This window comes from Brevibacterium permense, assembly GCF_025506275.1.
In the GTDB taxonomy this organism is placed as follows: Bacteria; Actinomycetota; Actinomycetes; order Actinomycetales; family Brevibacteriaceae; genus Brevibacterium; species Brevibacterium permense_A.
Map to the genome: position 1 here is coordinate 22,281 of NZ_QYCP01000096.1, position 22,381 is coordinate 44,661.

Genomic DNA, 22,381 nt, shown 5'->3' on the forward strand with positions numbered 1-22,381 from the left:
CCTAGCGGGCGGTGGAGATATCGTCTGTCCACTCGGCATCATCGGGTCTGTCGGCGCGATCTGACGGGGCCGCCGGCACATCCGGCGGCGGTGCGGTCCGGTTCTTCTGCACCACGGGCCGTTCCGGGACGATGACCTCGGGATTGTCCTTGATGTGCTCGAGTTCGGCTAGGAAGTTCTTCGACCACCTGCTCACGGTATCCGTGGCGACCCTCTTGCGCATCTGCTTCATCCGACGTGTGCGAGTCCTCTCGTCCATCTGCACGGCTTCGAGGATGCCCGCCTTGAGGTCGGCGATGTCGTGGGGGTTGACCATCACCGCGCCCTTGAGCTGTTCGGCAGCCCCAGTGAATTCGGAGAGCACGAGGGCTCCGTCGTCTCGCCTTCGGCACGCCACATATTCCTTGGCAACGAGGTTCATTCCGTCCCGCAGAGCGGTCACAAGCATGACATCAGCGGCGAGGAAGAATGCTGTCATCTCGTCGCGCGGATAGGAATGGTGGAGGTAGCGCACGGGAATCGATCCGACATCGACCTGCTCACCGTTGATCCGCCCGACGGCCAGTTCGACGTCGTGGCGGATGATCTTGTACTGCTCGAGGCGTTCCCGCGATGGTGTCGCGATCTGAATGAGCACGACATCCTCGACATCGAGTCGGCCCTCGGCGAGCAGCTCCCCGAACGCCTTGAGCCGGTGGCGGATGCCCTTCGTATAGTCCATCCGATCGACGCCGAGCATGACCACCCGAGGATTGCCGACCTCCTCGCGGATCTGCTTCGCCCGCTCGAGGATCTTCGGATCGCGGGCGAGCTCCTCGAGATAAGGGGTGTCGATCGAGATCGGGAACGGCTCGGCACGGACGAGGTGGGCCGGGAGGAAGTCACCCGGCGGGACCGAGACGGTCGACCCCTTCGTCGCGTATCCCAGACGTCCGCGGACGGCACGGCGGAAGTTCGCTGCGTCCGCCGGCCGTTGGAACCCGATGAGATCGGCGCCGAGGAGCCCGCGGAGGATCTCGTCGCGCCACGGAAGCTGGGCGAAGAGCTCGTAGGGCGGGAAGGGAATGTGGTTGAAGAACCCGATCGCGAGGTCCGGGCGCAGGCGTCGGACCATCTGCGGAACCAACTGGAGCTGATAATCGTGGATCCACACGGTCGCGGACTCCGCAGCCACCTCGGCGACCTTGGCCGCGAAGCGCTCGTTGACCCGCACATACGCATCCCACCAGGTGCGGTGGTACTCGGGCGGGACGATGACATCGTGATAGAGCGGCCACAGTGTGGCGTTGGAAAACCCTTCGTAGTACCTGAGGACATCCTCACTTGTCAGAGTCACCGGGGTCAGGTGCATGCCGTCGATGGTGAAGGGTTCGAAGTCCTCGTCGGCGACGCCCGTCCACCCGATCCAGGCGCCCTCCTGGGCCTTCATCACGGGAGCCACTGCAGTGACCAAACCCCCAGGTGAGGTGCGCCATCCGTGGTTCTCGTCGGTCGGATCGCGGTCGACGGGAAGTCGGTTGGCCACGACAACGAAATCGCTGTCGCCGCAGGGGTTGTCGGTGCTCGGCTCTGCAGAGTCGACGGTGCTCATCTGCGCCTCCTCCTGTGTCGGTCCTTGGAACGAACTGTACCCGCTCGACTAGGCTTGGCCAGGTGATGGATCAGGAACTGGGAGGCTACCGCCTCATCGAGGAGCTCGGCTCGGGCGGCATGGGCGTCGTCTACCTCGGTGTCGACGGCGGAAACAACCCGGTCGCGGTCAAGGTCCTCCATCCGCACATCGCCAATGACGAGACCGCCAGGAAGCGTCTGGCCCGCGAAACCCGCACCCTGCGTCGGATCCGCCACCCTCGCATCGCCGAGGTCCTCGACGCCGAACTCGATTCCGCGCAGCCGTTCATCATCACCGAATTCGTCGACGGGCAGACCTTGTCCGATGACGTCCGCGACAACGGCCCCTTCGCCGAAGATGAGCTCGTCCACTTCGGCCACGCACTCCTCGACGCCCTCAACGCCGTCCACGACGCCGGCGTCATCCACCGCGACCTCAAGCCTGCGAACGTCATGATCATGGACGGTGAGCCGATGGTCATCGACTTCGGAATCGCCCAGGTCGCCGACGAAGTGCGCGTGACTGCCACGGGGCTGGTCATGGGCACCCCCGGCTACCTGTCGCCGGAGATCGCCGACGGCAGAGCCTCGAGCGAGAAGACCGACTGGTGGGGGTGGGCCGCGACCATGGCGTTCGCCGCCACCGGCCGCAACCCCTATGGCTCCGGACCTCTGGAAGCCGTGCTCGGTCGTGTGGCCATGGGCAAGTTCGACCTTGACGGGGCGCCGAAGAACTTCGCTCCGCTCATCTCCGCCTGCCTCGACCCGAAACCCGAACGGAGACCGTCGGGGCAGATGATCCTCGACGCTCTCGTCGACATCGAGTCCGGGCGGATGCCGCAGCTCGGTTCCGGTCCCAGCAGCGGGGCCGGCTCGGGTGGTCCGCAGCGGACATCGAGCGGCACTGCGGTCATGCCTGCCGTCGACGACAGTGGCAGCGGTCTCGGCGGTTCAGGTCACGGTGGTGCCGGAGCCGCTGGTGCAGCGCTCGGGGGTGCGGCTTTGGCTGCGGGCACGGGGTACCCGGGAGCCGGCCCTTCCGGCAGCGGGCAGCCGCAGTACCCCGGATCCAGCCGACCGACCAATCATGCAGGGTCCGGTCATGGTGTCGGGCCCAACCAGGGAGCGGGCTACGCTCCCGGGCAGATTCACGGGCAGCCGCCGCAGCAGGCGACTGCGCCGCCGATCAGCAACCCCAACGGCGGCATCCAAGCAGGCCCGGGCTCCCCGATGGCCGGTGCCGGCCTCGGTCGTTCCGGCTTCGTCCAACCCGGTCATGGGCAGAACCTCGTCGGACCGAACGGTCCCGGCGGACAGCATGGCCAGGTTGCCCAGGGACAGTGGGGCGACCAGTCCGGTCCCGGCGGCCAGCGCATGGGGCCCGGCGGCCAGCCGCTGCAGCAGGGCGGTCAGCAGATGCAGCCCGGCGGTCAGCCGTGGACGCCGATGGGGTACCGACGAGTGCAGTCGGGCGGCTGGGTCGTCTTCGGACTCGTCGCCTTGGCCGTCGCCGTGATGCCGCTCGGCCCGCTGGTCGTCAGCGTCGTCGCATTGATCTGGTCGGTGCTCGCCCGCACCGGCACACGTCTGGACCGGAAGGTCCAGCGGTACCGGTTCGACCGCGGAACGGATTCGGGCGGATTCTTCCGGGCGCTCGCCTCGGCGCCGGGAGCTGTGCTGGCCTCGATCCTGACCTCGGTGGCCTCGCTCATCCTGCCGGCGATCGCGGCCGCCGCCGCGCTCGTGCTCACCCGGCTCGACATCGCCGGGATCGTGCCCAGCGGGTCGTCCGAACAATGGTCGGTGTGGGCGGCCGGCGCCGCGGGTTCGCTGGTGCTGTGGGTCGGGCCGGGAGCCTCGAGCCTGCGCTTCGGCTCACGTCTGCTCGTCTCTGGAGCCACTCGAAATCAGCTCGGCCGCCTCATCGCCTTGGCGGTGATCGCCCTGCTGGTCATCCTCGCCGTCATGGTCATCCAGTCGGGGGCGGCCATGTCCTGGTGGCCGCTGACGATCAACCCCTTCGACTATCTGCCCGGACCGGTGTGAGCAGTCAGGTGAGTCTGCAGCAGCCGCCCGGAACTCGTCGCTGCTGTTCCGAAGTGGTTGAATATTGTAGTTGAACCTTGAATGTTTCTGGGAGTCGGGGCAGCACCTGTTTCGGTACAGTGGTGCCGTCGGGTCGCGGAAGCCGTCCCGCACCGTTCGGGCCTCAGGCCGCACCGATGTCAGACGATCCAACGTGAGGAACAATGGCGAAGAACAACTCCGCGGACGACAAGCGGAACCGCGCACGCGAGAACGCCCGTCAGATCGCGGCGAATCAGGCGAAGAAGGAGAAGACGGCGAAGACGATCCTGTACACCGGGATCGCAGTGGTCGTCGTCGCCGTGCTCGCTGTGGTCGGTGTGCTCGTGTTCCAGCAGAGCAAACCCGCTGTCAGCCCCTCGAACTATGTCTCCGAGGGAATCACCGTGGGCAAGGACAACACGCTAGTGCAGCCGCTGAAGATGCCGGAAGGTGAGGAATCGGATCTGCCGGCTCCGACCGAGGAGGGTGCGAAGAAGGGCGCCGCCACGGTCACCGTCTACCTCGACTTCCAGTGCCCCGGCTGCAAGGCCTTCGAGGAAGGCAACGCGAGCATGCTGCGCAAGCTCGCCAATGAGGGCTCGATCGTCGTCAACTACAAGCCGGTGTCGTTCCTCGACCGCATGTCCAGCGGAAACGAGTACTCGACCCGCGCGGCCAACTTCGCCGCCTGTGTCGTCGACAGCCAGCCGGACAAGGCCATCGACCTCTTCGACGCGCTCTACGCTCAGCAGCCCGAGGAAGGCGCCGACGGTCGCACCGACGAGGAGCTGCTCAAGGTGGCTGAAGAAGCAGGCGTCGACACCTCGAAGAAGCTCAAGGCCGATCCCGAGCAGACCGTGAAATCCTGCGTTACGGACCGCACCTTCGACAAGTTCGTCGAACAGTCGAGCCAGACCGCTCTGGACGACGGTGTCGAAGCCACCCCGTGGGTGCTCATCAACGGCAAGCACACCGACAAGACCAGCGACTCGCAGGCTCTGGCCACCGAGATCCTCAAGGCCACCGGAGAGTTCAAGGGCTGAGTCCGGTTCCTGTCCGAGGCTGGACCGGACATCGTCCGGGGCAGCGCTCGGCCCGGCAGTGCACGAGTGGAGGCCGGACCCCGCCGAGGTGGGGCCCGGCCTTCGTCGTCCCCGCAGGATGGGAGGTGCCTATCGGAAGGGGATTGCCTACGGTAAGGTCGGGGCCGCCTCGGCGACGGTGTCCTGCCGGACTCGTTCCCCGCGGTTTTGTGGCCGGGCCCGGCCATGGACTACTATCGTGTAGGCGCGCACGCTCGGTGCGCACCACGCCTCCTTAGCTCAGTTGGTAGAGCACCGCTCTTGTAAAGCGAAGGTCGTCAGTTCGAGTCTGACAGGGGGCTCCACTCGGGAAAGCCCCGCGCATCGCTGGAAACAGTGAGCGCGGGGCTTCTTCTGTGCGTGCTTGAGGACTGAATCCAGGTCACTATCGGACACTGGCCGCCGAGTCCAGGTCGCTATCGGACATTTCTACTGGCGAAAAGTATCCGATACTGACCTGAAGTCAGCCGCTAGGCCCTTGCGAGCTCGGATGCTGCGCCGTGGCGGTGAAGGGGCGACGGCTGGATCTGGCCGTCGCGGCGGAACTCGAGCATGAGGGAGCGCATGCTCAGCACGAAGCCGCCGAAGAGCAGCACGCAGCCGAAGAACGAGTACAGGTGGATGTCCTGCGTCAGTTGCAGGCCTTCGTCGCTGGTGATGAGTATGATCGCTCCCGCCACGGCGGTCCCGGCGAGAGGGGAACGCCGCTTCGAGCATGACGAGGGCACCGACGTCGAGGGCGAAGATCCGCCCGAGGGCGAGCACCATGAACAGTACCGCCACGCCGGGCGAAACGCCGAGCCCGGAGTCGTTCCGCCCGGTGCCTGCCCGGTAGAGATACTGGACGGTCACGGCGACGACGGCGCTCATGGCGAGGCCGACGGCGAGCGTGCGCGGCCAGCCGGTGGGCACCCCGACGACGCGACGGACCACGGCGGCGGCGAACCATGACTGGAGGAAGAGGAAGACGAGCGCATCAGTCCATGGACGGCGGGTCGAGCCGGCGCCTCCGCCTTCCGGGCAGACCCACCTGACGGGCCCAGATGAGGATCCACACCGCACCGAGGAAGGCGAGCAGTCCCGGGAAGAGCACCCCGAACCGCAGGGTGGTCACGGTGATGATGAGGGACAGCAGCGTCGGCCCGCCGAGCTTGCCGCCGTTGTTGAAGATCGCCCAGATGCCGAGGAACCGCGGCCTCCCGACCGCGGGAGAGAGGTCCGCGCCGATCGTCATATTCACGCCCGCGCCGAGGCCATTGCCGAAGGCCATGACCGCGGCGGCGATGACCATCCCGGCGAGGTCCGGCTTTGCCACCATGATGACGAACCCGGTGCCGAAGATGGACAGGCACGCGACGAGGGTTGCGACCCGACCGAGGTGATCCTTGATGTACGCGCCGAGGAACATGACGATGAGTTCGAGTCCGGCGCCGAAGGCGATGATGAGCGAGATCGAGGACTTGTGCAGACCGATCTCGACGCCCCACAGCTGAACGACGACCGGCTGGGCGGCGCGGGCCGCTGCCAGTGCGATGATCGTGACGCCGGTGAGGATGACCGATTTCCACCGCACGTCCAGCGGCGGCCGGCGATCCTTCTTCCCCCGCCGAGGAGGGGCGACGTCACCGTGTGCCGGACCGTTCGCAGCGTCGGGGGCGGCCGCCTCGGTGGGGGAGGGATCGTCCGCACTGGAGGTCGGGGCGGCCGCGGCGCGGTGGGGATGGTCCTCGAAGCCGGGGATCTGCGCGATCGGCAGGGTCATGATCGCGATAGCGGCGACGGCGGTGAGGCCGGAGAAGACGAACACGGACCAGATCGGGAAGATGAGCATGAGGCCGGCGCCGATCATCGGCCCGACGAGGTTGCCGACCCGCTGCGTGCCGCCGAGTGCGGTCATCGCCTTCGCGAGGTCGGCCGGCGGCATCACCTCGGCGACGACGGCCTGTCTGGCCAGGCTCCACACATCGGAGACCGGGCCGAAGACCATGAGCGCGACCGTGTAGACGAGCAGCGAGTACGGCGAATCCCAGATGAAGGCGGCGACGATGGAGCCGAGCACGATGATCGCCGCGCACGTGGCCACGAACATGGCCCGGAAATCGCCGAGACGGTCGATGAGGATCCCGGCCGGCACCGTGGCCGTGAGCGATACAGCCCCCATGATGCCGACGATGGCGGCGGCGAACGCCTGTGTCGATCCCAGCGAGAGCGCCCCGAGCACGAGGATCGGCATGATCGCACCCAGGCCGACGGCGAAGAGGGCGAACGGCACGAGCACCGGCCACAGGATGGGTTTGAGCACATGGCAAGTTTAGTTGAGGCGGGGGCGAAGCCATTCCCGGAGTCCGAGGTGAGAGCGGCAGTGCGGTATGTTGTGCACCAGTGGGGCCAGCGCGGCGGGGTGTAGGTGTCGGCCAGTCGGCCATAGAATGTGCGAGCACTCATTCCGACCGTTGAGGATCCCATGACCGCACAGCACTCAGCCGCACCACGGTTCCGCCTCAGTCCGATGCGTCCGCGCGATCCGGGTGAAGAGGGGCGGGCGGCCAGCACGCTCGAACTCTTCTTCGACCTCGTCTTCGTCATCGCCGTCTCGATCGCGTCCTCACACCTGCATGACACGATCACTGCGGGCCGCCTCGGCGATGGGGTGGTCAACTACCTGGTCGTGTTCTTCGGGATCTGGTGGGCGTGGATGAACTTCACGTGGTTCGCGACCTCCTTCGACACCGACGACTGGCTCTACCGAGTGCTCACGATCGTGCAGATGGGCGGGGTGCTCATCCTCGCCGCCGGCATCGGCCCCGTCTTCGAGAACGAGGACTACCGGCTGCTCATCGGCGGCTACGTGCTCATGCGCATCATCATGATCTCCCAATGGCTGCGGGCCTCCCGCGGTGCCGGGGCCGCACGGTGGACGACGATCATCTACGCGGCCGGTATCGGTCTGGCCCAGATCCTGTGGGTGATGTGGCTGGCCATCGACGACCCCATGATCCGGTCCGTGGGTCTCGTCGTGCTCATCCTCGCCGAGGTGGCTGTGCCGGTCATCGCCGAAGCCCGCGGCAAGACTCCGTGGCATCCGCACCACATCACCGAGCGCTATGGCTGCTTCACGATCATCGTCCTCGGCGAGAGCCTCCTGGCCTCGGCGAACACCGTCTTCGAAGCGTTGGGCGAGGTCGACGACATCGTCCCGCTGATCTCGCTGGGCGTCCTCAGCCTCATCGTCACCGCCGCGATGTGGTGGATCTATTTCTGGCCGCCGCATCACCGGGCGATCGACAGCCTCGGCGGATCGCTCAAATACGGCTACGGCCACTATTTCATCTTCGCCGCCGCCGGTGCATTCTCGGCCGGGGTCGGAGTGGAAGCCGATTCGCAGCTCGGTGCCAGCGCTCTGAATCCGGTGCTGGCGACGTTCACGGTCTCGGTGCCGATCGCGGTGTTCGTCCTCGGGGTGTGGGTGCTCGCCATCCGCGCTAACGCCGACGCCGTCGTCAACACTGTTGTGCCGGCCTGCGCGCTGCTCGTCCTCCTTGACCCGATCATCCCGGTCCCGACGTTCCTCACGACGTTTTTCATGGTCATCATCGTCATCACACTCGTCCTGTTCCCTCCATTGAACGACGGTGGCAAGACCGGCACCGAGGCGGCAGTGCGGTGAGCCTGCCCCGCTGAGGGGCGCGCGCGGGCCGGGGGAGGAGTTCGCGCGACCACGTGCAACAGAACGGGAGTGCCGGTCCGTTCCGCGTCCTCGTCAGAACGGCAGACCGTGATAGCGGTCGATGTGCCTCTGTTTGGCCTGGTCGACCCGACGCGACATCTCCGCGGAGTCGACCTGCACGTGCAGGGCCCGGACGCGGCGACGCTCGATGAGCCACAGCGCCAGGCGCAGAACCAGACCATCGAGGCCGGATGCCCTGGCCTTGGTGTCCTCGCCGCTGTCGACGACGAATTCCCTGGTCACGGTGATGGTGCGTTCGACGATGCGGTGCTGTTGAGATGCCCCGCCGTCGGCAGTGCCGATGCCGTCCAGAGGAGGGCGGATGGGTGCGGTGAGCGTGCTCATGATGGGGTTTCCTCTCCATCGGTCAGGGGGAAGGCGTTGAACTGGATCTGCACCGGGCGGGAGCCCGGATCATTGCGGCCGCGGTACTTGTTGATGAAGGCCATAGTGGTCCTTTCGAACTCGGCGGCGATCTCAGCGAGTTGTTCCTTCGTCAGGCGCAGACTGCTCGTCTCGCTGACCGAGGCTGCGATCCACGACTTCGACATCCGCTGGCCGTCATAGGCCGCGTCGATGAAGTCTTCGAAATTGCGATGCTGATTGCGCACGAACTCTCGGTTGACATAGGACGAAGCCGTCCGTGCCGACGGGTCGAGGTCACGCTCGGGGCCCGGCACCTTCATGGCCCCGGGAATCCTCTCCCACCACTTCTCCCGACCGCTCCGCTCGCCCTCGACCTCGACCTCGCGGATGAGCTGGTGCCGAGCGAGCTGACGCAGGTGATAGCTCGTCGCACCGGAGGACTCGCCGAGGCGCTTGGCCAGGCTCGTCGCGGTCTGCGGGCCCTGGGTCGACAGCGCGTCGTAGATCGCCATCCGCAGGGGATGGGCCAGGCCCTTGAGGGCCGAGGTGCTGATCTCGCGGACGCCGTCGGGGTGGGTGATCTCGTGAGTGGCGTCGTGTCCGGTGTCCTCGCTCATAATGCAAAGATACAATTGCAAAGACGTCTTTGCAATACTTTCTTTGGATTGTGTTCAGGTCATCGGCTGAGGCCTCGACGCGGCCAGGTCATCGGCTGAGGCCTCGGCGCGGCCAGGTCGATCGGGCTGAACGCCGGAGCCCGGCGCGGATGTGCCGGAGTCCGCCGCGAATGCGCCGGGTTCCCTATCGGTTCGTCGCTGAAAGTGGCACGCTGGAGTCATGGTCTCTCAGAGCGTCGTCCCATTTCACAGTGTCGTCCCGCCCTACCTTCTCGATGCGATCGCCGAGCGCGGCACCGAGCGATTCCCGAAGGCCGCGGCCGCCGCGGCAAGCTGCCGGATGTCCGACGAGAGCTGTCGGAACCTGCGCCTGGCCGGACTGCGCTATACCCCTCCGGCCGATCTCGGCAGAGAAGAATCCGCGCTCGCCCCACCCGCTCCGGCGGGCCTGCAGCGCCTCGTCCACGATGCGCAGAACACCGAGGTGCTGCCCGGCGAACTCGTCCGCTCCGAGGGCGAAGAGCCCGTTGACGATGAGCCGGTCAACGAGGCCTATGACGGGCTCGGTGCTTCGTATTCGCTGTTCTCCGAGGTGTTCGGGCGCGATTCGCTCGATGGCGCGGGAATGCCGCTCATGGCCAGCGTCCACTACGGCAAGGACTACGACAACGCCTTCTTCGATGGCCGTCTCATGGTCTTCGGCGACGGCGACGACGAAGTGTTCACCGGGTTCACCGGTTCGCTGTCGATCATCGGCCACGAGCTCTCCCACGGCGTCATCAGCCACACCGCCGACCTCGAGTACTTCGGCCAGCCGGGAGCGCTCAACGAGCACTGCGCCGATGTCTTCGGCGCCCTGACCCAACAGCACGACGCGGGACAGAATGCCGAGGACGCCGACTGGCTCATCGGTGCCGGAATCTTCACCCCCGAGGTGACCGGCCGTGCCCTGCGCTCCATGATCGAACCCGGCTCGGCTTATGACGACGACGTCCTCGGCAAGGACCCGCAGCCGGCGCATATTGACGACTTCGTCACCACCGATTCCGACAACGGCGGGGTCCACCTGAACTCCGGGATCCCGAACCGGGCGTTCGCGCTCGCGGCTATCGCCGTGGGCGGCCCGGCCTGGGAAAGCGTCGGACAGGTCTGGTACTCCGTCCTCACAGGGGCTGAGATCACGCAGCGCACCGATTTCGCGGAGTTCGCAGAACTCACCATCGCCGAGGCGGCCGACCAGTTCGGAGCCGGATCCGACGTTCACGATGCGATCGTGTCCGGGTGGGAAACCGTGGGCATCTCCCACGCAGGTTCGGCCCGCGGAAACCAGGGGAGCAGCTGGTGAATGAGGAGCCTGCCGGTGGTTTCGGGCATCTGCTTGTCGAACGCTCCGGCGGCATCGGCGGGATGCTGCTCGTCTGGGAGGTCGACATCGACGCAAGCACCCGACGCGATGACTTGGGCCCGCGCATCGCCGAACTTCCCTGGTCCGACAGCGGGCAGAGCGATGGTGTGACGCACAGTGACGATGCCCCGCAGGCGGCGGGAGCCGACCGTTTCGCCTACCTCATCGAGAGCCGGTACGGGCGAGTCCGCTTCGGCGAGTCTCAGATGCCGCCGGAGTGGAAGCAGCTCGTCGATGACGTCCGGGAAGTCGCCGAACCGCAGAGGCGACAACCCGGCTGACCCCTATGCTGGAGATCATGACCGACACCAACTATGACCCGGGCAGAGACGCTCGGACGACGGCCGAGAAGAACGAACGCGACCTTGAGGCCGGAGTCCACACCGACCTCAAGGAATCGATGACGTATGGGTCGTATCTCGACCTCGACCGTCTCCTCGGCGCCCAGCATCCAGTCAGCAGTCCCGAACACCACGATGAGCTGCTCTTCATCATCCAGCACCAGACCACGGAGCTGTGGTTCCGGCTCGTCATCCACGAACTCCTCGACGCCCGGCGACTCATCGCCGCCGATGAGCTGCAGACCGCGCTCAAGCGCATCGCTCGCGTCAAACACATCCAGAAGACCCTGACCGAGCAGTGGTCCGTGCTCGCTACGCTGACGCCGAGTGAGTACGTCGGCTTCCGCGACCAGCTCGGCCGTGCTTCCGGCTTCCAGTCCTGGCAGTATCGGGCCGTGGAGTTTCTGCTCGGCAACAAGAATCGGGCCATGCTCCCGGTCTTCGACGGAGAGCCCGCGGCGCGTGCGGCCCTGGAGCAGTACCTCGAGGAACCGAGCATCTACGACGAGTTCCTCGCCTGCCTGGCCCGGCGTGGTCTTCCGGTGCCGCAGCGGCTCCTCGACCGAGACAAATCGGTCGCCCACACCTTCGATGAGGAACTGTGCGATGTCTTCCGCATCATCTACGAGAACCCGCAGAAGTACTGGCAGGAATACGAGAGCTGCGAAGAGCTCGTCGACCTCGAGGAGAACTTCCAGCTCTGGCGCTACCGGCACATGCGAACGGTGCTGCGGATCATCGGCATGAAACGCGGTACAGGCGGTTCGAGCGGAGTCGGATTCCTGCAGAAGGCGCTCGATCTCACGTTCTTTCCAGAACTCTTCGACATCCGCACCGGAATCGAGAACGGTCCCGGAATCAGCTCCGAAGGGATCTGAGGTGCCCGTTCGAGGGCAGGTGGAGCCGGTGGGGTCGGCGGAGCCTTCGGGCTTCACCGGTGCGGCTCTTCTGCTGTGGAGTCGGCCCTCGGTCGAGCGGCAGGCTCTTCAGCTGAGCGGCAGGCTCTTCGGCTGAGCGGCAGGTTCCTCAGCCGAGGAGCAGGTTCCTCACCTGCGGGAAGAACGGGGAGTCGGGGTCGATGACATCGGCATGGTTCGCACCTGGCAGCTCGGTCCGGGCGGCGGGGAAGACACGGGAGAATTCGACGTTGACGGTGGCATCGGCATCCCCGTGGATCGAATGCACGTCGACGCGTGCCGGGATGAGGGCGGCCCGAGATCGCGGATCGTGGCGCAGGTAGGCTTCCAGATCGTCGTCTGGCCGTACGCCCATATAGTCGAGGACAGCTCCATCGCCGAGGCTGCCCTCGACTTCCCGCAGCAGATCGGTCACCGGTGCCAGAGGACGCAGACGGATCCGCGGTCCCTCGTCGGGCAGGTGCGAAGCCCAGGCGAGGACGAGGCAGCCACCGGCCGAATGGCCCGAGACGATGAGATTGTCCCGCGCTCGTTCGCTCACACCCCAGCGCGGCAGTTCGGCGCACACCGATTCGATGGCCGCGGTGACATCGTCGAGCAGGAGCGGCTGCCCGCCGAGGCGTCGATACTCGACGGAGGCGACGAGCACTCCCGACTCGGCCAGCTCCCGAGCCAACGGTCGGGCATGGGACAGATCGGTGCGGGGTCGGAAGTAGCCTCCGTGGACGAAGACTACAGTCGCCGAGGCGGTCGCCGGGTCACCATAGACCTCGACGAACTGCTCGGGGGAGTCCCCGTAGGCGTGTCGGAAGGACGGAGCCATGGTGGTCCCGGCGGCGGAGAGTTCGGGAATGCGCACGGACTCGACGTTCATCCTTCGGAACCCCGAGGTGCGTTCACCCCACCGGCTTCACCTGCGTGAGCTTCGCCCGAGCCGGTCCGGTCCGCAGCGCCCGTTTCGCCGGCGGCGCCTGTCTGACCGTTCTCCCTGGCACGGTCGACCTCGCGCGAGCGTTCGACGAGGTCGCGGACGCGGGTGAGCTCCGCCAGCTTCGGGTCCAAGGTGTCACCGGAGGACTGCCCGCGCAGACGGCGACCGACCCACGGGGCCAGGTACTCCCGGGCCCAGCGCGACTCCTCGCTCATCACCTCGCGGATCGCCCGCGTCGGACGGGCGGGAACGCCGAAGCCCTTGACCGGCAGGGAGCGGCCGCTCTCCAAGGTCGCCAGAGCCTGCTCGGCGACGAGATGGTGGCCCTTCGTCGACAGGTGGATGCGATCGTCGGCCCACATCTCCGCGGCGTAGAGCGAACGCAGCCCCCACAGGTCGACCATGTGGCAGCCGTGCCGCTGCGCGATCGACCACAGATGGGCGTTGTAGATTCCCACTCGAGGACGGACCGCGCGGATGAGCGGGGTGCTGAACTCGGTATCGAAGCCATTGCACATGAGCACCTCGATGCCGGCCTCACGCATGGCGATGACAGCTCGTTCGAACTTCGCGGCCAGGGCATCGATATCGGCCTTCGGGCGCAGGCAGTCATTGCCTCCGGCGCACAGGCTCACGAGGTCCGGCTTCATCTCGATCACCTGCGGTACTTGGTCGTCGACGATGCGGTCGAGCAGCCGACCTCGGATGGCCAGATTGGCATAGGACAGGTCCGGGCTGCCCACCGACGACTCGGTGAGCATGAGCGCGAGCCGGTCCGTCCAGCCGCGGTACCGATCCTCGACCCGTGGGTCGAGATCCATCAGACCCTCACTGAACGAGTCTCCGATTGCGACGTATGAGGTGATCGGCTCAAGCATCAGGGATCCTTCTCTCTTCGTGCGATTCATCCAGACTATACGCCGGACCCGACGCGGACCCATCCGCCCCCAGAACTACCTGACGACGGCTCAGCAACCTCGCGCGAGGTTGCTGAGCCGCCGTCAGGTAGCAATTGGGAGGGAAGAGGGCGGGAACTCGCCCCGGCCGCGGCCGTGAGCCAACGCGGCGAACGGCCCCGAGGTCACCGAGTGGAATCATCGAGTGGCGTAGACTCGACACCGCAGCCAGACGTCGTCGCCGACCCCCTCGCTAGGAGCAGAATGTATCGGTCAGTCCCGGTCCCCGCAGCCACAGATTTCGTCATCACGAACGCGCGGATCGTGCCCGTGGCCGATGCGTCCGGGAACCGTGCCGAGCCGATCGAATCCGGCACACTGACGGTCAGAGACGGCCGCATCACCGAGGTGGCCCCCGGTTCCGTCGACACCTCATCCCTCCCAGCGGACACCGAGGTCATCGATGCCGGTGGACGCTGGGTCCTGCCCGGTTTCATCGAAGCCCACGGCCACCTCGGCGTGCATGAGGACGGTGAAGGCTGGTCCGGTGACGATACGAACGAGATGACCGATCCCAACGGTGCGGGCCTGCGCGCGCTCGACAGCATCGACCCCACCGATCTCGGATTCAAGGATGCCCTGCGTGGGGGTGTCACCTCGGCGCTCATCAAACCCGGTTCCGGCAATCCCATCGGCGGTCGCACCGCCTTCCTGAAAACCTGGGGTCGAATCGTCGACGAGATGCTCGTGACACAGGAACTGTCCGTGAAGTCCGCACTCGGCGAGAACCCGAAACGTGTCTACGGGGAGAAGAAGGTCACCCCATCGACGAGGATGGGCACCGTCAAGATCATCCGCGACGCCTTCGTCGAAGCGCGGAACTACCAGGCCAAACGTGCGCAAGCCGAAGCCGACGGCACCCCGTTTGACCGCGACCTGGTCAAGGAGACCCTGGCCGACGTCCTCGACGGGAAACTCGCATGGGACCAGCACTGCCACCGCGCCGACGATATCGCCACCGCCATCCGCCTGTCCGAGGAATTCGGCTACCGCCTCGTCATCAACCACGGGACCGAAGGCCATAAGATCGCCGACTTCATCGCCGCCAAGGGCATCGACGTCATCCTCGGCCCCCTGATGACCTCCCGGTCGAAGGTCGAACTGCGCGACCGCACCCTGGCCACCGCGGCCTCCCTCGCCGAGGCAGGAGTGCGCATCGCGCTGACCACCGACCATCCGGTCATCCCGATCAACTTCCTCGTCCATGAAGCCTCCCTGGCCGTGAAGGAAGGACTCGACCCGGTCGTCGCGATCGAAGCGCTGACGATCAACCCGGCCGCGATCTTCGGCCTCGACGACCGCCTCGGTTCCTTGGCCGTGGGCCGCGATGCCGATATCGTCATCTGGTCCGGCGATCCGCTCGATCTGAACTCCCGCGCCGAGACCGTCTTCGTCTCCGGCCGTCGCGTCTTCGACTATGACGCCGCATCAGGAACCGCGCACATCGCCGACCCGCTCGGCCCGACACTCATCAGCGAGCCGTGAGCGACAGAGAACTCGAAGACGCCACCACCTCCGAGGTTCGGGTCGAGGATCCGGCCGAGCCGGGCCCTGTCCGCGGTTCGTCCCCGGCACCGGTAGAAGGCGGCAACCCGGAGGCCGGCTCCCAGGCCCTGCGCGAACTGCTCGAGCGCACCCGCCTGCAGCGCTTGGCCGAACTGCGGGAATCCTCACCGGGGCCCCAGCCCGAAGACATCGCGAAGGCCGCGGCAGCGAAGGCAGCGAAACCCGGACGCAGCGGCGGTCGGTCGAAGCCTCGCACCGACCACCTCGGTGCGTCTCAGCGCATCGCGCAGAAGGTCGCCCGGCGCACCGTCGGCAAACTCGTCTCCGGTACGACGGAGAATACGCAGCCGGTGCCGATCGTCACCGCGCTCAAAGGCACTCCGTACCAGGCGCCGGTGCAGGCGACCGAGCCGAGCGAGGACGAGGCGAGGATGGTCCTCGACCTCGCCGCCGATATCGCGGCGATGATGATGCGTGCCGGTGCCGGCACCAGTGACGTCGAAGTCTCCGTCATCGCCGCGTGCACCGCCTGCGGTCTGGCCACCGTCGAGGTCGACCTGACCTCGAACACCCTCGTCGTCCACTATTCGACCTCCGACGGTCGTCTGATGACGGTGATGCGGGTCAACCGCAGCGAATCCACGCACTTCGCGAAGCTCGCCTCCGTACACAAACTCGTCAGCGATCTCGTCGACGGGCGCTTGGAGTTCCAGGAGGCACGCAGCCGTCTCGACGCGATACGCACGCAGCGGCGGCCGTTTCCCGAATGGTTCGTCATCGGCGCCTGGGGCTTCATGGTCGGTGCCCTCGTCCTGCTGCTCGGGGGCGGACCGGTTGCGATTCCCCTGGGCATCACGATGGCGATCGTCGTGTTCCAGTTCGGCAAGCTGCTCGGACGCACCCACCTGCCGTCGTTCTTCATCACGGCTCTGCAGGCGGCCTCGGCGACGCTCATCGCCACCATCGCCGGTGACATCGGCATCATCGCCTCACCGCAGTACCTCGTGGCTGCCGGAATCGTTCTGCTGCTGCCGACACAGTCGCTGTATTCGGCGGTTCAGGATGCGCTGACGAATTTCCCGCTGACCGCTGCCGGGCGGGTGGTCGGGGTGTTCATGACACTGGCCGGCATTGTGTCCGGAATCGCCTTGGGCATCGTGTGCGGGCAGGCGATCGGACTCAGTCATATTGAAGTGCTCGTCCCGAAGACGAGTCCGCATGTGGTCACAGCGATCCTGTCGATGGTTGCGGCGGCCGTGGTGTCGATGGCCGGTGCCGTGGCGATGTCGGCCAGGCGCCGGTTCATCCTGCCGGCTGCGCTGGTCGGACTGGCTTCGCACATCACGATGATGACGCTGACCCTGCTGCACGTCGACAATGTGCTCGCCAGCCTGTTGGCAGCCACGGTCACGGGATTCCTGTCGCGGCCCTTGGCGCTGCGGCTGGGCGCGCCGGCCATCGTGCTCATGATTCCCGGCATCTACACCCTGCTCCAGGGTCTGTCGATCTTCACCGCCGTCTATCAGATCGCCTCGGACTCGGAGAACGTGGCCTTCGCTGTGGGACTGTCCTCATTGTTCACAGCGATCCTTGCGAACGCGGCGCTCGCTGTCGGCGCTGTGCTCGGCAGCTATCTGGCGCTGCCGTTGAAGAACCTCAAGAGTCAGAGCTCGGCTGAGGAGAAGGTCGAAGAGGTGCGCAGCGGCGAGACCTCGACCTCTGTCATCGACTCGGTGCAGACCGGCGGTGCGAAGACCCAGTCGAGCGGGTCTGCAGGTTCGAAGACCCAGTCAGGCGAGGCCGGGGGAGAGAAGGCTCAGCCGAGTGGCGGCGGAGAAGCGGACGCCTCAGACGAGACCGAAACCGGTCCGATACAGATCTGATCCGGATTCAGATCGGACGCGGGCCCAGCTCTGATTCGGGCTCACCTTTGATCCGGGCTAAGCTCTGATTCGGGCTCAGACCTGATCCGGCAGTGCCCAATCGATCGGGTCGATGCCCTTCTGGGCGAGCAATTCATTCGTGCGCGAGAACGGTCGGGAACCGAAGAATCCCCGCCGTGCTGACAGAGGTGAGGGATGCGCGGATTCGATGATGGCCACCTCGGCGGTTCCTGATGTCAGCAAGGGAGCGAGGTTCCGGGCGTCGCGGCCCCAGAGGATCGCGACAAGCGGCTGATCGCGTTCGGTCAGCGCGGTGATCGCCCGTTCCGTGATCTCCTCCCAGCCTTTGCCGCGGTGGGATGCGGGTTCGCCGGGGGAGACGGTGAGGGCGCGGTTGAGCAGCATGACTCCCTGGCGTGACCAGGCGCGCAGGTCCCCGTGCGCGGCCGGCGGAATCCCGAGGTCGGACTCGAGCTCCTTATAGATGTTGCCCAGCGACCGCGGCAGGGGGCGGACATCGGGGTCGACTGCGAATGACAGGCCGATGGCGTGGCCGGGCGTGGGATAGGGGTCCTGGCCGACGATGAGGACCTTCACCGCAGACAGAGGCTCGGCGAAGGCGCGGAAGACGAAGTCCCCGGAGGGCAGGTACGCGCGGCCGGCGGCGTTCTCTTCACGGAGGAAGTCGCCCATCGAGTGGATGCGCTCCTCGACTCCGGCCAGGGCGTTCGCCCAATCGGGGGACATGATCTCGGTCAGCGGAGGCGTCGACGTCATGGGCACGAGTGTAGCGATGACCAGCTGCCGTAGTCGTCTAGGGACGGTGGTGTCAGCTGCCAAGTAATGGGCGGAGCAGAAACGGCGGTGCTGTCGCCAGCGGAGGGGATGCGGGGGCGGGAAGCCACCACGGACATGATTGTTGGATCGATCCACAGTGGTTTGGGCGATATCACCGTGGATCGACCCAATAATCCGCCATCCACCGCGCAGACGAGGGAAGGACGAGCGTTGCGAACCTCGGCACCACCTCGGCGACGGAGGACGATAACGTCGGCACCACTTCGAGGGAGATGTGAGCGATGTGAATCCGGGCACCGCCTCGGCGAGGGTGGGAATCGACCTGCGTGCATGTGCACGGAGCGCAGATCGGGTGTGCGCGATCGCCTATCGAACCGGTGTATTGCCGTTCAGCGCCACGCGTTATGCTCGGCCTAAGGAGTTCATCGTTGAACGAAAGGACCGAAATGTCGGAATTCCCAGAGGCTAAGAACTGGAAGATGCTCATCGGCGGAGAATGGGTCGATGCCGCTGACGGCGACACCACCGATGTCATCACCCCGATCGACCGCAACGTCGTCATCGCCAAGGTGCCCAATGGCAAAAAGGCCGATGCCGACCGCGCCGTCCAGGCCGCACGGAAGGCCTTCCCGGAATGGGCGGCCCTGCCGTTCAAGGAACGCCAGAAGAAGCTTCTGGCCTGCGCCGATGCGCTCGAAGCCGCTTCGGAAGAGCTCGCTCAGCTGACCGCGATCGACACCGGAAACGCGATCCGCACCCAGGCCCGCCCGGAGACGATCACGCTGGCCGACCTGTTCCGCTACATGGGCGGCGTCGCCGGTGAGGTCAAGGGCAACACCCTGCCCGCCGGAGACAAGCAGCTCCAGTACACCAAGCGCGTGCCCCTGGGTGTCGTCGCCGGCATCCTGCCGTGGAACTCGCCGCTGATGATCGCCGCCTTCAAGACCCCAGCTGCGATCGCCGCCGGCAACACGATCGTCCTCAAATGCGCCGAGGATGCACCGCTGACCATCCTCAAGATGGCCGAGATCATCGCCGACATCCTGCCAGCCGGTGTGCTCAACGTCGTCACCGGCAAGGGCTCGGTCATCGGTGAGGCCCTCAACGTCCACCCCGACGTCGACAAGGTCTCGTTCACCGGATCGACGAGCGTCGGCCGCCACGTCGCCGAGGTGGCCGGTGGCCGTCTCGCGCATTCGTCGATGGAGCTCGGCGGCAAGTCCCCGAACATCATCTTCCCGGACTCGAACGACGACGACACCCTCGAGCAGGTGCTGCTGTCGACCCGCTTCGCCCGCCAGGGCCAGTCGTGCACCATGGGGTCGCGTCTGTTCCTCCACGAGGATATCTACGACGATTTCCTGTCCAAGCTCGTCGATGCGGTGTCGAAGATGAAGGTCGGCGACCCCCGCGATGAGTCCACCGACATCGGCTGCATCATCAACCAGAAGCAGTACGACCAGGTCGCCAGCTACATCGAGCTCGGCAAGTCGATGGACGGTGTGGAGATCGCCTACGACGGCTCGGATTCTCTTGAAGTCGGCGAACCCGGCTTCTACCACGCGCCCGTGATCTTCTCGAAGGCGAAGAACGACTGGCAGACCAGCCGTGAAGAGATCTTCGGCCCCGTCCTCTCGGTCATCCCGTGGAAGGACATCGACGAGGTCATCGACATGGCCAACGACTCCGACTTCGGACTCGCGGCCTTCGTATTCACCAAGGACGTCGACGCGGCCCTGACCATGGCCAACCGGATCGAATCCGGCTGGGTCCAGGTCAACCAGGGCGGCGGCCAGCTGGCCGGTCAGTCGTACGGCGGCATGAAGACCTCCGGCTTCGGTCGGGAGGCATCGTTGGAAGGCATGCTCGAAGGATTCACCCAGATCAAGCAGGTCAACATCCGCATCCGCTGATCCGATCCCGCCGAGGCGGGTCTGCCCGCGCGGTCGAATGTGGGGTCGATCCGATCCTCGTGATCGGGTCACCCGGTTCGCCGAGGCGGCCCCGCCTCGGCGAAGGTCGTTCCCTTCACCCCGTCGACACGGTCGCCGATCTGGTGCCGTGCGGCGGGGTGATGCGGTTGGCTGGGGACTGACCTGGGCCGTTCGGGGACCGACCTCACATCCGCGGCGGCGCGCCGGAAATTTCGGTACCGGCATTCGGGCGATAATATAGAAGCACAGACATCTCTCGAAGGAGCACAACCTCTATGCCGCCGAACGACGACACCTCAGAACTGAGCGAGCTCGAGGTGGCCGTTTTGGAGTTCGAGCGGCGGTGGTGGAAATACGGAGGCGCCAAGGACCACGCGATCCGTGAGCGCTTCGACATGTCAGCCACCAGCTACTTCCAGATCCTCAACTCGCTTCTCGACAACCCTGCAGCTCTGGCCAGCGACCCCATGCTGGTCAAGCGCCTTCGCCGAATCCGCAGCACGCGGCAGAGCGAACGCGCCCAAGCCCGCGTCTCGAGGTAGACATGACCGACGAATTCGACGAGATCGAGCCCGGCCGGCGCAGCGGTGCCCATCGACAGGAGTCCGCGGCGTCGTCGAACATCGGTGCCATCTCGCTGGTCATCATCCTCGCCCTGGTCGCCGTCCTGCTGGTCGTGGCCGCCATCAACATCATCTTCTCATCGATGGGCAACCCCGAATCGAAGATCGCCGATCCTCCGGCCTCCGAATCGGCGTCGGCCGAACCCTCACCGAGTGAGAGCGAAGTCAGCGTCGCAGACGATTCGATCACCGTCGACGTGCTCAACGGCTCCGGCGTCTCGGGTGCAGCGAAGAAGTTCTCCGAGGCGGTCGAAGAGAAGGGCTGGAAGCTCGGGCAGGTCGGCAACTACTCGACGAACCTCTCTGATTCGACCGTGTACTACAACGGCGAAGAGAACGCGTCTCAGGCCAAGCTCGTCGCCAAGTCGCTGGGAGTCTCCGCCACCGAGGCCTCGTCTGACTTCGAAGCCGACATCACCGTCGTCATCTGTTCGGACATCGCCGATCGCGGACCCGAGCCCAGCGAAGGCGGGGACTCGGAGTGATCCGAAGCGATTCGGCGGCGTGGCAGCGCGACTGAGTCGGCGGGATCGGTTGGGCCTCGGCCGCCTCGGCGATGAGGGCATGAGGCAGCGGGGTTCCTCCGTTGCGGTCGGGTCATGGGACGGTGGGCCGCCTCGGCGAATTTCTGACCGAACGGTCTGATTCCATTCGCCGCGATCCCGGCTGTGAACAGGCCAGAAACCCTTAGGTAACGAATCTATAACAGTGTTGAACCGATCTGGGTGGGATGCGCGCCTGCGGTAGAGTTGCAACAGCTAGGCAAGCACAGCACCTTGTGTTCTATTCGTGCTTCACCGAGGTTATTCTCTAGAGGTCAATGAGAGAAGTCGCGGGGTCAGTTGAGTTTTACTAGCTTCCGTATCTCGGGTGGGGTCATCTGATCGCGGCTGCGATGCGGGATTTCAATGGCACTGCACTGTATGGAGAAGTAATGGCACAAGGTACCGTCAAGTGGTTCAACGCTGAAAAGGGCTATGGATTCATCACCCTCGAAGGCGACAACCAGGACGTGTTCGTTCACTGGAGCGCAATCCAGATGGACGGCTACCGCTCTCTCGAAGAGGGCCAGCAGGTTCAGTTCGAAGTTGGAGAAGGACAAAAGGGTCCTCAGGCGGAGTCCGTCACCCTCCTCTGAGACTGGCTGCTGTCAGCACAGTTTTCTGATCCGCTGCGGCGGGGCGTCGGAACGGCTTTCGGCCGACCGGCACCAAGCGCACGGGGGAAGCGCCGAGCAGGCAACTGCTCGGCGCTTTTCAGTGTCTGCGGGCGGTAGGCTGCCCTCGAGCGGAAAGCCCTCAGAGGGAGTGTCTGCCGAGGGGTGTGCTCGCGCGGGAGTGCTCTCCGGAGCGTGGCCACTTGATGCCTGCGACTTGCTGGTCATGGATCAATCGACGTGATTGACCACCTTGTTCCGTAATGCTCACTTTCCTCGGTGTGTTTTTCAGAGAAGACAGTACCGAATGCCGAAAGTGCGGACGGGGAGGCCGCTGGAGTCGACCTGCGGGTCGCGGGCGGAGTCTGCTCGCAGGCTTGGGGCGCGAGTCGAGGGCCGGGTCTGAGGCCCGCACCACCCCGGGCCCGCCACCTGCGTCAACCGTTTCGCGCTGGGCCGAA

At 65.7% G+C, this 22,381-nt stretch carries 21 protein-coding genes and 1 tRNA gene; 14 read left to right on the forward strand and 8 right to left on the reverse strand.

What is annotated here, in order from left to right; all coding sequences use genetic code 11:
• Position 1: 1 nt before the first annotated feature.
• The gene (locus D3I60_RS17720; RefSeq protein WP_262778062.1) at positions 2-1,591 is read right to left on the reverse strand and encodes an alpha,alpha-trehalose-phosphate synthase (UDP-forming); all 1,590 of its coding nucleotides are present in this window, start codon (positions 1,589-1,591) and stop codon (positions 2-4) included.
• Positions 1,592-1,656: 65 nt separating this feature from the next.
• Between D3I60_RS17720 and D3I60_RS17725 the strand changes: the two genes are divergently transcribed.
• The 3 genes from D3I60_RS17725 (at position 1,657) to D3I60_RS17735 (ending at position 5,065) form a co-directional block, all read left to right on the forward strand.
• Positions 1,657-3,657, forward strand: a complete 2,001-nt coding sequence (locus tag D3I60_RS17725) for a serine/threonine-protein kinase (RefSeq protein WP_262778495.1) — start codon at positions 1,657-1,659, stop codon at positions 3,655-3,657.
• 203 nt (positions 3,658-3,860) lie between these two features.
• Positions 3,861-4,721, forward strand: a complete 861-nt coding sequence (locus tag D3I60_RS17730) for a DsbA family protein (RefSeq protein WP_262778064.1) — start codon at positions 3,861-3,863, stop codon at positions 4,719-4,721.
• 268 nt (positions 4,722-4,989) lie between these two features.
• Positions 4,990-5,065, forward strand: a tRNA-Thr gene (locus D3I60_RS17735).
• Between the two features lie 165 nt (positions 5,066-5,230).
• On the opposite strand, the gene D3I60_RS17740 is transcribed toward D3I60_RS17735, so the two are convergent.
• Positions 5,231-5,440 carry a hypothetical protein gene (locus tag D3I60_RS17740; RefSeq protein WP_262778066.1) on the reverse strand — a complete coding sequence of 70 codons (210 nt, stop codon included), beginning with the start codon at positions 5,438-5,440 and terminating at the stop codon, positions 5,231-5,233.
• Between D3I60_RS17740 and D3I60_RS17745 the strand changes: the two genes are divergently transcribed.
• Positions 5,418-5,711 carry a hypothetical protein gene (locus D3I60_RS17745; RefSeq protein ID WP_262778068.1) on the forward strand — a complete coding sequence of 98 codons (294 nt, stop codon included), beginning with the start codon at positions 5,418-5,420 and terminating at the stop codon, positions 5,709-5,711. The two genes, D3I60_RS17740 and D3I60_RS17745, sit on opposite strands and share 23 nt — an antisense overlap.
• Positions 5,712-5,736: 25 nt before the next feature.
• On the opposite strand, the gene D3I60_RS17750 is transcribed toward D3I60_RS17745, so the two are convergent.
• On the reverse strand, positions 5,737-7,062 hold the full coding sequence (locus D3I60_RS17750) for an MFS transporter (protein ID WP_262778070.1): 1,326 nt from the start codon (positions 7,060-7,062) through the stop codon (positions 5,737-5,739).
• Positions 7,063-7,224: 162 nt separating this feature from the next.
• Here D3I60_RS17750 and D3I60_RS17755 point away from each other — a divergent pair, with 162 nt between their 5' ends.
• On the forward strand, positions 7,225-8,427 hold the full coding sequence (locus tag D3I60_RS17755; RefSeq protein WP_262778071.1) for a low temperature requirement protein A: 1,203 nt from the start codon (positions 7,225-7,227) through the stop codon (positions 8,425-8,427).
• A 93-nt stretch (positions 8,428-8,520) separates the two neighbouring features.
• On the opposite strand, the gene D3I60_RS17760 is transcribed toward D3I60_RS17755, so the two are convergent.
• A complete protein-coding gene (locus D3I60_RS17760) occupies positions 8,521-8,832 on the reverse strand; it encodes a hypothetical protein (protein ID WP_262778073.1) in 312 nt (103 codons plus the stop codon).
• Positions 8,829-9,470 (reverse strand): ArsR/SmtB family transcription factor, encoded by a 642-nt coding sequence (locus D3I60_RS17765; RefSeq protein WP_262778075.1) that lies wholly within the window; start codon positions 9,468-9,470, stop codon positions 8,829-8,831. Before D3I60_RS17765 ends, D3I60_RS17760 begins: the two co-directional genes overlap by 4 nt.
• A gap of 220 nt (positions 9,471-9,690) precedes the next feature.
• Here D3I60_RS17765 and D3I60_RS17770 point away from each other — a divergent pair, with 220 nt between their 5' ends.
• The 3 genes from D3I60_RS17770 to D3I60_RS17780 are packed head-to-tail and all read left to right on the forward strand — an operon-like array spanning position 9,691 to position 12,094.
• The gene (locus tag D3I60_RS17770) at positions 9,691-10,815 is read left to right on the forward strand and encodes a M4 family metallopeptidase (protein ID WP_262778077.1); all 1,125 of its coding nucleotides are present in this window, start codon (positions 9,691-9,693) and stop codon (positions 10,813-10,815) included.
• Complete coding sequence (locus D3I60_RS17775; protein WP_262778078.1) at positions 10,812-11,156, forward strand: protealysin inhibitor emfourin; 345 nt, start codon at positions 10,812-10,814, stop codon at positions 11,154-11,156. The genes D3I60_RS17770 and D3I60_RS17775 overlap by 4 nt, the downstream gene beginning before the upstream one ends.
• A gap of 17 nt (positions 11,157-11,173) precedes the next feature.
• Positions 11,174-12,094: a tryptophan 2,3-dioxygenase gene (locus D3I60_RS17780; protein ID WP_262778079.1), complete on the forward strand. Its 921-nt coding sequence runs from the start codon at positions 11,174-11,176 to the stop codon at positions 12,092-12,094.
• Positions 12,095-12,242: 148 nt separating this feature from the next.
• Here the strand turns inward: D3I60_RS17780 and D3I60_RS17785 are convergent, their stop codons facing one another.
• Together D3I60_RS17785 and D3I60_RS17790 are read right to left on the reverse strand one after the other, a co-directional pair.
• Positions 12,243-13,007 carry an alpha/beta hydrolase gene (locus D3I60_RS17785; protein ID WP_262778081.1) on the reverse strand — a complete coding sequence of 255 codons (765 nt, stop codon included), beginning with the start codon at positions 13,005-13,007 and terminating at the stop codon, positions 12,243-12,245.
• Positions 13,004-13,942, reverse strand: coding sequence for an SGNH/GDSL hydrolase family protein (locus D3I60_RS17790; RefSeq protein ID WP_262778082.1), 939 nt, complete (start codon positions 13,940-13,942; stop codon positions 13,004-13,006). The genes D3I60_RS17785 and D3I60_RS17790 overlap by 4 nt, the downstream gene beginning before the upstream one ends.
• Positions 13,943-14,224: 282 nt before the next feature.
• Here D3I60_RS17790 and D3I60_RS17795 point away from each other — a divergent pair, with 282 nt between their 5' ends.
• Both D3I60_RS17795 and D3I60_RS17800 read left to right on the forward strand, forming a co-directional pair.
• Positions 14,225-15,505, forward strand: a complete 1,281-nt coding sequence (locus D3I60_RS17795; protein WP_262778084.1) for an amidohydrolase — start codon at positions 14,225-14,227, stop codon at positions 15,503-15,505.
• The gene (locus D3I60_RS17800; protein ID WP_262778085.1) at positions 15,502-17,409 is read left to right on the forward strand and encodes a threonine/serine ThrE exporter family protein; all 1,908 of its coding nucleotides are present in this window, start codon (positions 15,502-15,504) and stop codon (positions 17,407-17,409) included. The genes D3I60_RS17795 and D3I60_RS17800 overlap by 4 nt, the downstream gene beginning before the upstream one ends.
• Positions 17,410-17,484: 75 nt before the next feature.
• Here the strand turns inward: D3I60_RS17800 and D3I60_RS17805 are convergent, their stop codons facing one another.
• On the reverse strand, positions 17,485-18,186 hold the full coding sequence (locus tag D3I60_RS17805) for a uracil-DNA glycosylase (protein ID WP_262778087.1): 702 nt from the start codon (positions 18,184-18,186) through the stop codon (positions 17,485-17,487).
• Between the two features lie 467 nt (positions 18,187-18,653).
• Here D3I60_RS17805 and D3I60_RS17810 point away from each other — a divergent pair, with 467 nt between their 5' ends.
• The 4 genes from D3I60_RS17810 to D3I60_RS17825 all read left to right on the forward strand — a co-directional run bounded on the left by D3I60_RS17810 (position 18,654) and on the right by D3I60_RS17825 (position 21,902).
• Positions 18,654-20,120: an aldehyde dehydrogenase family protein gene (locus D3I60_RS17810; protein WP_262778089.1), complete on the forward strand. Its 1,467-nt coding sequence runs from the start codon at positions 18,654-18,656 to the stop codon at positions 20,118-20,120.
• A gap of 296 nt (positions 20,121-20,416) precedes the next feature.
• Entirely contained in the window at positions 20,417-20,683 is a 267-nt protein-coding gene (locus tag D3I60_RS17815) for a DUF3263 domain-containing protein (RefSeq protein ID WP_025780444.1), read from the forward strand.
• Between the two features lie 2 nt (positions 20,684-20,685).
• Positions 20,686-21,249 (forward strand): LytR C-terminal domain-containing protein, encoded by a 564-nt coding sequence (locus D3I60_RS17820; RefSeq protein WP_262778092.1) that lies wholly within the window; start codon positions 20,686-20,688, stop codon positions 21,247-21,249.
• 449 nt (positions 21,250-21,698) lie between these two features.
• A complete protein-coding gene (locus D3I60_RS17825) occupies positions 21,699-21,902 on the forward strand; it encodes a cold-shock protein (protein ID WP_025780447.1) in 204 nt (67 codons plus the stop codon).
• Positions 21,903-22,381: the final 479 nt, after the last annotated feature.